The sequence below is a fragment of the Pseudomonas sp. B15(2017) genome (genome assembly GCF_002113215.1).
Classification (GTDB): Bacteria; Pseudomonadota; Gammaproteobacteria; order Pseudomonadales; family Pseudomonadaceae; genus Aquipseudomonas.
The window spans coordinates 19,620-31,779 of sequence record NZ_NEJZ01000025.1; the positions used below are offsets into that span (position 1 = coordinate 19,620).

A 12,160-nucleotide genomic window follows, 5' to 3' on the forward strand; every position below is an offset into this window, starting at 1 on the left:
GATGCCTGTGGCAGCGTCGTCGATAATTGCCGGAATCGTTGCATTTTGCGGGTTTAGTGCGCAACCGTCACCCGTAAAGTGTAGATCCCGAGCGGTACTTGCAACTTCGCCCGCCCACCCGCATAACTGAAACCATGAATTTGCCCCTTCCCACGGACGCGGCGCTGGCAGGCTTTCACCCCGCCGTCAGCGCCTGGTTCAGCAGCACCTTCCCGACGGTGACGGCCGCCCAGGCCCGCGCATGGCCGTTGATCCGCCAGCGCCGCTCGACGCTGATCGCCGCGCCCACCGGCTCCGGCAAGACCCTCACCGCGTTCCTCGCCGTGCTCGACGATCTGGTCCACCGTGGTCTGGAAACCCCGGACGGTCTGCCGGACGAAACCCTGGTGGTCTACGTTTCGCCGCTCAAGGCGCTGTCCAACGACATCCGCATCAACCTGCAGAACCCGCTGGCCGGGATAACCGAGCAGTTGCGCCAAATGGATCTGCCGCCGCTGGAAATCACCACCGCCGTGCGCACCGGCGACACCCCGCAGAAAGAGCGCGCCGCCATGCGCAAGAGCGCGCCGCACATTCTGGTGACCACCCCGGAATCGCTCTACGTGCTGCTGGGTTCGGATTCGGGGCGAAAGATGCTCGGCACCACGCGCACGGTGATCGTCGATGAAATCCATGCCATCGCTGCCGGTAAACGAGGCAGCCACCTGGCCTTGAGCCTCGAACGCTTGCAGGCCCTGTGCGCCGAACCGCTGACCCGCATCGGCCTGTCAGCCACGCAAAAACCGATCGATGCGGTGGCGCGGTTTCTGGTCGGTCATGAGCGCCCCTGCGAAATCATCGACATCGGCCACGCCCGCCCACGGGACCTGGGCATCGAAGTGCCGCCGGTGCCGTTGTCGGCAGTGATGGCCAATGATGTCTGGGAACGGGTCTACGACCGCCTCGCCACGCTGGCCCGCGAACACCGCACCACGCTGATTTTCGTCAACACCCGGCGCCTGGCCGAACGCCTGAGCCGGCACCTCAGCGAACGCCTCGGCAAACGGGCGGTGGCCGCGCACCACGGCAGTCTGGCCAAGGAGTTTCGCCTCGATGCGGAACAGCGGCTCAAGCGCGGCGAGCTGCAAGTGCTGATCGCCACCGCGTCGCTGGAACTGGGGATCGACATCGGCGAAGTCGACCTTGTCTGCCAGATCGCCTCGCCACGTTCGATTGCCGGTTTTCTGCAGCGAGTTGGCCGCTCCGGACACCAGGTCGGCGGCACGCCCAAGGGCCGCCTGTTTGCCACCACCCGTGACGATTTGATCGAGTGCGCCGCCCTGCTCGACTGCGTGCGCCGGGGTGAACTCGATACGCTGCACATCCCCGAAGCGCCGCTGGATGTGCTGGCGCAGCAGATCATCGCCGAGGTCAGTTGCCAGGAATGGGCCGAGGACGATTTGCTTGCGCTGTTGCGCCGGGCCGAGCCCTACGCCCGCCTCGACGAAAAACATTATCAGGCGCTGCTGGCGATGCTCGCCGAGGGCTACAACGGCCGTCAGGGCATGCGCAGCGCCTACCTGCACCACGACGCCGTCAGCCGAACCCTGCGCGGACGACGCGGCGCCCGGCTGACCGCCGTCACCAGCGGCGGCACCATCCCCGACAACGCCGACTACAGCGTATTGCTCGAACCCCAGAGCCTGAACATCGGCAGCGTCAACGAAGACTTCGCCGTGGAGAGCATCGCCGGCGACGTGTTCCAGCTCGGCAACGCCTCCTATCGCATCCTGCGGGTGGAAACCGGCAAGGTACGGGTCGAGGACGCCCAGGGTCAGCCGCCGACCATTCCGTTCTGGCTCGGCGAAGCACCGGGGCGCAGCGATGAATTGTCGGCGGCCGTGGCGCGCCTGCACGCGCAGCTCGATCAATTGCTCAGCGCCAGCCCCGGCAATCTGCAACCGGCCCTCGACTGGCTGATCGACACCCTCGGCCTGAACCTGGCCAGCGCCGAACAGCTGGTCGATTACCTGGCCCGTGCCCGCCTCGCCCTCGGCGCCTTACCGTCGCGAGACACGCTGCTGATGGAACGGTTTTTCGACGAGTCCGGCGGCACCCAACTGATCATCCATTCGCCGTTCGGCAGCCGTATCAATCGCGCCTGGGGCCTGGCCTTGCGCAAGCGCTTCTGCCGCACCTTCAACTTCGAATTGCAGGCCGCCGCCAGCGAAGACGCGATCGTGCTGTCGCTATCCACCAGCCACAGTTTCGAACTCGACGAGGTCTGGCGTTACCTGCACAGCAACAGCGCCGAGCACATCCTGATTCAGGCGGTACTGGATGCGCCGCTGTTCGGTGTGCGCTGGCGCTGGAATGCCGGGGTGGCGCTGGCCCTGCCGCGCTACACGGGCGGGCGCAAAGTCGCGCCGCAATTGCAGCGGATGAAAAGCGAAGACCTGATCGCCAGCGTGTTTCCCGATCAGATCGCCTGCCTGGAAAACCTCGCCGGCGAACGGGAAATCCCCGCGCATCCGCTGGTGGAACAGACCCTCGACGATTGCCTGCATGAAGCGATGGACAGTGAAGGCTGGCTCGAACTCCTGCGGCGCATGGAGCGCGGCGAAGTGCGTCTGATCGCCCGCGACCTGCCGGCGCCCTCGCCGCTGGCGGCGGAAATCCTCAGCGCCCGGCCCTACACCTTTCTCGACGATGCGCCGCTGGAAGAACGTCGCACCCAGGCCGTGCTCAACCGCCGCTGGAGCGATCCGCAATCCACCGATGACCTCGGCGCACTGGACGCCGATGCGATCGAAGCCGTGCGCGAAGAGGCGTGGCCGACGCCAGACAGCGCCGATGAAATGCACGAAACATTGATGAGCCTGGCCTGCATCAGCGACCGCGAAGTCGAGGCCAATCCGCCGTGGCGCGGTTGGCTGAATGCTCTGGCCGATACCGGGCGAGCCTGCCAGTTGCAGATCAATCCCAAGCATTCACTGTGGCTGGCGAGAGAACGCCTGACGTGTCTGCAAGCGCTTTATCCACAGGCGCAATCGGCACTCCCCGCATTACCCGGTTTCGACAAAGCATGGACGGCCGATGACGCACTGGTCGAAGTGATCCGCGCGCGGCTCGGCGCATTCGGTCCTTTACCACTGGCGGCGATTGCCAAGCCGCTGGCCTTGATGCCGGCCTCTGTTCATCAAGCCCTCGCTCAACTGGAGCACGAGGGTTATGTGCTGCGGGGCCATTTCACGCCGGGATCGACCGTTGAGGAGTGGTGCGAACGACACCTGCTGGCACGCATTCACCGCTACACGGTCAAGCGTCTGCGCCGGGAAATCGAGCCGGTGGCGTTGCAGGATTTCACGCGGTTTCTGTTCGACTGGCAGCATTTATCCGCGTCCACTCGGGGTCAGGGCAGCACCGTGTTGCCGGCGATTGTCGGTCAGTTCGAAGGCTATCCGGCTGCCGCATCGGCGTGGGATAGCGACCTCCTTCCGGCGCGGCTCAAGGACTATTCACCGAGCTGGCTGGACGATCTGTGCCGCAGCGGCAAACTGGTATGGACGCGCCTCAGCGCCCGGCAAAACATCAGCGGCACGGCATTGCGCAGCACACCAATCGTGTTGCTGCCGCGCAGTCAGGTCGGCTTGTGGAGTGCACTGGCCGAACAGACGCCGCTCAGCGAACTGTCGCCCAAGACCCGAAAGGTTTTCGACGCGCTGAGCCAGCACGGCGCGCTGTTCTTCGATGAGCTGATTCATGAAGCGCACCTGCTGCGCACCGAACTGGAAATCGCCTTGCAGGAACTGGTCGGCGCCGGTCTGGTGAATGCCGACAGTTTTGCCGGGTTGCGGGCACTGATCACCCCGGCGAGCAAGCGCCAGCAGCGCAGCAGTCGACGCGGGCGTGGGGCGTTTGTCGGTGGCATGGACGATGCCGGACGCTGGGCGCTACTGCGTCGCGGGCCGGTTGTGGAAAACCGTCAAACAGCGTCGCCCGAAACCCTCGAGCACGTCGCCATGACCTTGTTGCGGCGCTATGGCGTGGTGTTCTGGCGCCTGCTGGAGCGCGAGGCCGACTGGTTGCCGAGCTGGCGCGAACTGCTGCGTACATTCCATCGACTGGAAGCACGGGGCGAGATTCGTGGCGGGCGGTTTGTCAGCGGTCTGGCGGGCGAGCAATTCGCCCTGCCCGAGGCGATTCCCCTGCTGCGCGAAGTCCGCCGTCGCCCACATGACGGCAGCCTGGTCGCGGTGTGCGGCGTCGATCCGCTGAACCTCGCCGGCACCTTGCTGCCGGGGGCGAAAGTGCCGGCGCTGGCGAGCAATCGGCTGGTGTATCGCGACGGGTTGCCGGTCGCTGCCGAGGTCGCGGGCAAGCAGCAGTTCTGGGTGGAGCTGGACTTCGCCGCCATGAGCGAAATCCGCAACAAGCTGACCCGTCACTGAGTCCGCGCCTGCTCCGGCAACACCACCGATGAATGCGCCGCAGCCGCCTCTTCCTCCTGGCGATTGGGCAACAAAACCTGCTGTGGATAAGTCTGCGCGAAATGCACCCACGGGCTGTTATCCACAAGCTTTTTCAGACGCTGGTTGAAGGCGCGGCTTACCGCGTATTGCCCGCCCGACACCGTGCGGAATTGCGCAGTCAGCACCACGCCGTTCAGGTCCATTTTGTCCACGCCGAACACATCCAGCGGCCCTTGCAGGTTGTACTTGAGGAACGGGTCTTCGCGGATCGAATCCCCCGCCTCGCGGATCAGTTCGATGGCCTTGTCGACATCGGTGTCATAGGTGAACTGCACCGAGAAAAACGCGAACGCAAACTGCCTCGATTGATTGGTCACCGCCTTGATCTGACCGAACGGCACCGAATGCACGAAGCCCTTGCCGTCGCGCAGGCGCAGGGTGCGAATGGTCAGGCCTTCGACCGTGCCGGCGTGCCCGGAATCGAGCACCACCCAATCGCCGATCGACAGGGTGTCTTCGATGATGATGAACAACCCGGTGATGACGTCCTGCACCAGTTGCTGCGAGCCGAAACCGATAGCCAGGCCGACCACCCCGGCGCCGGCCAGCAGTGGCGCGACGTTGATCCCGAGATTGGCCATGGTGGTGATCGCGCAGATCACCACCAGGATGATTTTGATCGCGTTGCGCAGCAGCGGCAGGATGGTTTTCACCCGGGTGCTGGGCTGGCGCGCCGAGCGCTTGCTGACCGGTGGTTTCAGCGCTTCCTGAATCGCCGTGTCGAGCACCACCCACAGCAGCCACGTCACGAGGAAGATCAGGCCGATGCTGCTCAGAGCATTGCTGATCGCCCGACCGACCGTGCTGCTCTGCGCGAAGTCGAGCAGCGACACACCCCAGATCCGCCCGAGAATGTCGATGAACACAATCGCGATGACGATCCGCAGCAAGGCGTGCAACAGGCTGAGAAAGCGTTCCTTGTAGGCGCTGCTACGCTGGATCGCCTCGGCCTTGCGCGACTTGAACAGATGCTGGAGGACGGTGCTGAGAAACACCGTCCCGATCAACAGCACGGTGGTGAACAACGCGCAGCGCAGGGCTTTCTGGTTGTCCTCGCCGATGCCGATCAGATTGACCGCCGAGACCAGCACCATCAGCACGATCGGCCAGTACCAGAGCCCGGAAAAAATCCGCAGCGACTCCTGCAGCGACGGCTGTTTCAAGCGTTGGGCCAGCGAGCGATTGCGGATCAGGTGCGCCACCGGCCGACGCAGGCGAATCACCAGCAGACCGAAGATGATCGACGCCAGCAGACCGGTGAACACGGCGATGCTGCTGGTGATGTTGCCGCCCAGTTGCCGGGCGATCTGCGGGCTGGTGAGCGCGTCACTCAATGCGGCGAGAAAGCCGATCAGGAACAGCGGCTTCGGGCAGTAGTCGCGGATGATCTGCACGGCGCGACGTTTGTGGCCGACGTTGAACATCATCACCACGCACAACAGCATCGACGTGGAAAATATCCCGCTGCTGGTGGCGTAGGCTAGACACAGCGCCAGCGCCCGGCCGATCGAGGCCGACAGAAAATGGCTGACGTACAGGGTCAACGGCAGGCAGATCAGCGCGGGCAACGTGTAGGGCAACAGGTAACCGAGCAGGTCCTGACTGCGTTGCCGGGTGCGCAACCAACGCCCTTCCTGCAGACGCTTGGCCAGCAGGCTGCCGAGCACCGTCAATACGGCAAACGTGCCCAGCCAAACGCCGGAGAGCATCAGGAAATCCCCCGCCACGCCCCAGCCGGAGCGGTTCGAAGGTTGATTGACCAGCCTGTCGACTTCATCTGCCGCCCGGTCGGCGCGCAGGCGCCAGGCGTCGACCAGATGCTCGTTGAGATCGAGTTTGTCCTGCACGTCGTCGATGCTGGAACTGATGGCGCCGAGCAGTCCGCCCTGCACGATCGGTTCCGGTTTGGCCGGCTCTTCACTGGTCGCCGGAACACCCGGCAGGCTGGCGGCTTGCACTGCATTGCCGCCGAACAACAGCAATGCCCCCAATAGAATCGCGATCCTGAACCTGGTCAAAACGCAGAGCTCCCTTGGTTGAACCTGTAAAGAACTGATCGGTTTTGGCCCGGCAAGTTCGGTTTTGATCGTTCCCCCGCCCACTTCCCTTCACTGATCGTTCCCAAGCTCCGCGTGGGAATGCAGCGAGAGACGCTCCGCATCTCAAAGAGCGGACGCAGAGCGTCCACGGAGGCATTCCCACGTAGAGCGTGGGAACGAACACCTTTTAGGGGGGATATTTGCGTCGCACGCAAATATCAAATGCCCCTCCCTGTATTTTTCCACCCCCACCAAACCCCGACACTGCGCTCCATTCAATCCCCCTTCGGAGTGCCGTCATGCCCATTGCCCTGCTCGCGCTGACTCTCAGCGCTTTCGCCATCGGGACGACCGAGTTCGTCATCGTTGGCCTGCTTCCCACCATCGGCGCCGATCTCGGCGTCAGTCTGCCGTCCGCCGGTCTGCTGGTCAGTCTCTACGCTCTGGGCGTAGCCATCGGTGCGCCGGTGCTGACCGCCCTCACCGGCAAGGTCCCGCGCAAACTGTTGCTGCTGTCGCTGATGGTGCTGTTCACCCTCGGCAATCTGCTGGCCTGGCTGGCGCCGAGTTATGAATCGCTGGTGCTGGCGCGGATCGTCACCGGTCTGGCCCACGGCGTGTTCTTCTCCATCGGTTCGACCATCGCCACCAGCCTGGTCCCCAAGGAAAAAGCCGCCAGTGCGATCGCGATCATGTTCACCGGCCTGACCGTGGCGCTGGTCACCGGCGTGCCGCTGGGCACGTTCATCGGTCAGCATTTCGGCTGGCGTGAAACCTTCCTCGCGGTATCGGCACTTGGCGTCATCGCGTTCATTGGCAGCCTGCTGTATGTGCCGAACAACATCGCCCACAGCAAACCCGCATCACTGTTGCAGCAATTGCAGGTGCTCAAGCAACCGCGCCTGTTGCTGGTGTACGCCATGACCGCCATCGGTTACGGCGGCTCGTTCATCGCCTTCACGTTCCTGGCGCCGATCCTTCAGGACATCTCCGGTTTCAGCGCCAGCACCGTCAGCCTGGTGTTGCTGGTGTATGGCGTGTCGGTGGCGGTCGGCAACATCTGGGGCGGCAAACTGGCGGACAAACGCGGGCCGATCAGCGCGCTGAAAATCATCTTTGCCCTGCTCGCCGCCGTGCTGTTCGCGCTCACCTTCACCGCCGGCAATCCCTGGCTGGCGCTGGCCACCGTGCTCGTCTGGGGCGCAGTCGCCTTCGGCAACGTGCCGGGCTTGCAGGTGTATGTGGTGCGTCAGGCTGAACATCACACACCGCACGCAGTGGATGTGGCATCGGGCCTGAACATCGCCGCGTTCAACCTCGGAATTGCCGGCGGTGCGTGGGGTGGCGGCTTGATCGTCGAACACATCGGCCTGATCCATACGGCGTGGATCGGCGGCCTGGTGGTGCTGGTGGCATTGGCTCTGACGGCGTTGAGCGGACGCCTCGATCGCCTGGGCCCGGTGTACGCCGAACCTGCCGAAGGCTCGGCCCGGATCGTCACCGGGCACTGATCCGGCACAGCCCGACCGTCCGTAATCCCGTCGAAACTTTCCCGAACCGCCCACAGTCATCCACAGACAGAGGCCGTATGGGGACTTTCGACGGGAGGGCGGCATGGCAACGATTCATATCGGTATTTCAGGCTGGCGTTACGCCCCGTGGCGCGGGGACTTTTACCCGAAGGGGCTGGCGCAAAAACGCGAATTGCAGTTCGCCTCACGGGCGGTCAACAGCATCGAAATAAACGGATCGTTCTACGCCCTGCAACGGCCCGAACGCTACGCCCAGTGGTACGCCGAAACACCGGATGACTTCGTGTTCAGCATCAAGGCGCCGCGCTTCATCACCCACATTCGCCGCCTGCGCGATATCGAAAAACCCCTGGCCAATTTCTTCGCCTCCGGGGTGCTGGAACTGAAGGAAAAGTTCGGCCCGATCCTCTGGCAATTCCCGCCCAACTTCACGTTCGACCCCGAACGCTTCGAAGCCTTTCTCGACCAGTTGCCCCACGACACCCAGGCGGCCGCCGAGCTCGCCCGCCAGCACGATTCGCACCTGCACGGCCACGCGAGCATGAAGGCTTACAGCAAAAAACCGCTGCGCCATGCCGTGGAAATCCGCAACGACAGTTTCATCGACCCGGACTTCGTGCGTTTGCTCAAACGCTACAACACCGCGCTGGTGATCGCCGACACCGCCGGGAAATGGCCGTACCGCGAAGACCTCACCAGCGATTTCGTCTACCTGCGCCTGCACGGTGCCGAGGAGCTTTACGCCAGCGGTTACACCGACGCCGCGCTGCAACGCTGGGCCGAGCGGATCGACGCCTGGCACCATGGCCGGCAACCGGACGACGCCCATTTGATCGCGCCGCGTCTGAAACCTCGGGCCCGTAAATCCCGTGAGGTTTTCTGCTACTTCGACAACGACATCAAGGTCCGCGCGCCTTTCAATGCCCGCAGCCTGTTGCAGCGTTTCGATCTGGATAAAAACCTCGAAACCATGCCAGGTGAGCCGGCCGCCGAAGGAGTACTCGCATGAGCATTCCCGAGCCGGTCGGCTTCACCGACGAACAGACCACAGTCATCAACACGGTACGCCGTTTCACCGTGCTGACGGTCAACACCCACAAGGGTTTCACCGCACTGAACCGGCGTTTCATCCTGCCGGAATTGCGCGAAGCGGTGCGCAGCGTGTCCGCCGATGTGGTGTTTCTTCAGGAAGTCCACGGCACCCACGAGCATCACCCCAAACGCTACGCAAACTGGCCGACGATGCCGCAGTACGAGTTTCTCGCCGACAGTCTCTGGCCGCAGTTCGCCTACGGGCGTAACGCGGTGTATCCGGACGGCGATCACGGCAATGCCGTGCTGTCGAAATTCCAGATCGTGCGCCATGACAATCTCGACGTTTCGATCAGCGGCCATGAAAACCGGGGGTTGCTGCACTGTGTGCTGCGCCTGCCGGAAGACGACCGTGAAGTGCATGCGATCTGTGTCCATCTGGGCCTGCGCGAAAGCCATCGCAACGATCAGTTGCGTCTGCTGCGAGAGCGCCTGGCCGAGCTGCCTGATGACGCGCCGGTGATCGTCGCCGGCGATTTCAACGACTGGCGCCAGCGCGCCGATGCCTTGCTTGAACCCTGTGGCCTGCGCGAAGTGTTTGCGGCGCATCACGGCAAACCGGCGCGCAGTTTCCCCGCCCGCATGCCGTTGCTGCGCCTGGACAGGATCTATGTGCGCAACCTCAAGGCCAGTCAGCCAAAAGTGCTGGCGAACCGTCCCTGGTCACACCTTTCCGACCACGCACCACTATCGGTGGAGATTGAACTATGAGCAGTGCACCGTTGGAGAAATCCGCCGTGGAGCCGGTCAGCATCACCCCGCCCGTACGCGAGCCGGGCACCGTCGATGTCGAGTATCGCTGGCAGGGCAACAACCGCGTCGAGCTGCTGGAAAACGGCGAGGAATTTTTCCCCCGGGTGTTCGAAGCGATGCGCGCGGCGAAAAGCGAAATCCTGCTGGAGACCTTCATCGTCTTCGAAGACAAGGTCGGCAAGGAGTTGCAGGAAATTCTTATCGATGCCGCCCGGCGCGGCGTGCGCACCACCGTCAGCCTCGACGGCTTCGGTTGTGGCGAACTGAGCGCCGGTTATCTGACCGCGTTGAGCGATGCTGGCGTGCATCTGCAGATCTTCGATCCGGCCCCCAAGCATTTGGGGATTCGCACCAACTGGTTCCGGCGGTTGCATCGCAAGATCGTGGTGGTCGACGGGTTGGTCGCGTTCATTGGCGGGATCAATTTTTCCGGCGATCACCTGGCCGATTTCGGCCCCGAAGCGAAGCAGGATTATTCGGTAGAAGTTCAGGGCCCGGCGGTGACCGACATCCATCATTTCGCCCTGCTGCAAAGCGGCCGACCGGGACGCGCAAGGTTTTGGTGGCAACGGCGTCGGCAACGTCGCGCGGAAATGGCGTTCGATGATCACGACGGCCAGGTGCGTCTGGTGTTCCGCGACAACGACCAGCACAACACCGATATCGAAGACGTCTATTTGCAGGTGCTGCGCCGCGCCCAACGGCGGGTGGTGATCGCCAACGCCTACTTCTTTCCCGGCTATCGCCTGCTGCGCGAGATCCGCAACGCAGCCCGGCGCGGGGTCGAGGTGCGGCTGATTCTGCAGGGACAGCCGGACATGCTGGTGGCCAAACTCGCCGCGCGCATGACCTACGACTACCTGCTCAAGGCCGGTGTGCAGATTCATGAATATTGCGAGCGGCCGCTGCACGGCAAAGTGGCGCTGGTGGATGAAGAATGGAGCACCGTCGGCTCAAGCAATCTCGACCCGTTGAGCCTGTCGCTGAACCTGGAAGCCAACGTGCTGATTCGCGACCGAGCCTTCAATCGTCTGCTGTTCGAACGCCTTGAAGACCTCAGCCACAACCACTGCAAGGCGATGGACGCCACGAAGTCGCCACGGGGGCGAATCTGGCACATGACCGTGGGCTTTCTGGTGTTTCACTTCCTGCGGCATTTCCCGGCAATGGCCGGCTGGCTGCCGGCACACAAGCCACGACTCAAACCCTTTTTCCAGGCCTCCGGGAGGGATCCTTCATGAGCCATTCCGAAGCCCACGCGGCGGTGCATCCGGCACCGGCGGGCAAGTCCCGCTGGAGTCGCTGGAAACGTCCGCTGACCCTGCTGTTTTTTCTTGCGCTGATCGTCCTGCTGACGATGTTCGCCAGCCGTATCGAATGGGCCGAGGTCCTGCAAACCCTCGCCGACTTCAAGGTGCGCACGCTGATCATCGCCTCCAGCCTGACCTTGCTGAGCTTTCTGGTGTACGCCAGTTTCGACCTGATCGGCCGCACCTACATTCGCCAGGACTTGACCTGGAAACAGATCCTGCCGGTGGGCGTCATCAGCTATGCGTTCAACCTCAACTTGAGCGCATGGGTCGGCGGGATTGCCATGCGCTATCGGCTGTATTCGCGGCTCGGGGTGAGCAAAAGCAACATCGCCAAGATCCTCGGCCTGAGCCTGGCGACCAACTGGTTCGGCTACATGACCATCGCTGGCGTGGTGTTTGCCAGCGGGCTGGTACGCATGCCGCCGGGCTGGAAAGTCAGCAGCGGCGCGTTGCAGGGCATTGGTGTGTTGCTGCTGTTGGTGAGCGCTGGTTATCTGATCGCCTGCCAGTTTTCCCGGCGGCGCGAGTGGTCGATTCGCGGGGTGGAAATCAATCTGCCGTCGCTGCGCATGGCGGTTCTGCAATTGCTGCTCGGGGCGCTGAACTGGTCGCTGATGGCAGCGGTGATTTTCACGTTGCTGCCGAGCAAGCTCGATTACCCGTTGGTGCTCGGGGTGCTGCTGATCAGCGCGATTGCCGGGGTCATCACCCACATTCCCGCCGGGCTCGGCGTGCTCGAAGCAGTGTTCGTGGCGCTGCTGCAACACGAGGCTTCGCGCGGCAGTCTGGTGGCCGGGTTGCTGGCCTATCGGGCGATCTATTTCCTGCTGCCGCTGCTGATCACCGTGCTGATGTACCTGGTGGTGGAAGCCAAGGCCAAGGCGTTGCGGATCGAGAAGAAGCCGTCCTGATTTTTTTAT

Annotated in this window: 7 protein-coding genes; 6 read left to right on the forward strand and 1 reads right to left on the reverse strand. The window is 63.3% G+C overall.

Going from position 1 to position 12,160, the window contains the following annotated elements; all coding sequences use genetic code 11:
- The first annotated feature begins 134 nt into the window (after positions 1-134).
- Positions 135-4,430 carry a DEAD/DEAH box helicase gene (locus tag CAF73_RS27645; RefSeq protein WP_085705111.1) on the forward strand — a complete coding sequence of 1,432 codons (4,296 nt, stop codon included), beginning with the start codon at positions 135-137 and terminating at the stop codon, positions 4,428-4,430.
- On the opposite strand, the gene CAF73_RS27650 is transcribed toward CAF73_RS27645, so the two are convergent.
- A complete protein-coding gene (locus CAF73_RS27650) occupies positions 4,424-6,529 on the reverse strand; it encodes a mechanosensitive ion channel family protein (RefSeq protein WP_085705113.1) in 2,106 nt (701 codons plus the stop codon). The two genes, CAF73_RS27645 and CAF73_RS27650, sit on opposite strands and share 7 nt — an antisense overlap.
- A gap of 320 nt (positions 6,530-6,849) precedes the next feature.
- Here CAF73_RS27650 and CAF73_RS27655 point away from each other — a divergent pair, with 320 nt between their 5' ends.
- The 5 genes from CAF73_RS27655 to CAF73_RS27675 all read left to right on the forward strand — a co-directional run bounded on the left by CAF73_RS27655 (position 6,850) and on the right by CAF73_RS27675 (position 12,151).
- Positions 6,850-8,061: an MFS transporter gene (locus CAF73_RS27655; protein WP_085697662.1), complete on the forward strand. Its 1,212-nt coding sequence runs from the start codon at positions 6,850-6,852 to the stop codon at positions 8,059-8,061.
- Between the two features lie 103 nt (positions 8,062-8,164).
- The gene (locus CAF73_RS27660; protein ID WP_085705116.1) at positions 8,165-9,091 is read left to right on the forward strand and encodes a DUF72 domain-containing protein; all 927 of its coding nucleotides are present in this window, start codon (positions 8,165-8,167) and stop codon (positions 9,089-9,091) included.
- Complete coding sequence (locus CAF73_RS27665; RefSeq protein ID WP_085697664.1) at positions 9,088-9,885, forward strand: endonuclease/exonuclease/phosphatase family protein; 798 nt, start codon at positions 9,088-9,090, stop codon at positions 9,883-9,885. The genes CAF73_RS27660 and CAF73_RS27665 overlap by 4 nt, the downstream gene beginning before the upstream one ends.
- On the forward strand, positions 9,882-11,168 hold the full coding sequence (gene clsB, locus CAF73_RS27670) for a cardiolipin synthase ClsB (protein WP_085697665.1): 1,287 nt from the start codon (positions 9,882-9,884) through the stop codon (positions 11,166-11,168). Before CAF73_RS27665 ends, clsB begins: the two co-directional genes overlap by 4 nt.
- On the forward strand, positions 11,165-12,151 hold the full coding sequence (locus CAF73_RS27675) for a lysylphosphatidylglycerol synthase domain-containing protein (RefSeq protein ID WP_085697666.1): 987 nt from the start codon (positions 11,165-11,167) through the stop codon (positions 12,149-12,151). The genes clsB and CAF73_RS27675 overlap by 4 nt, the downstream gene beginning before the upstream one ends.
- Positions 12,152-12,160: the final 9 nt, after the last annotated feature.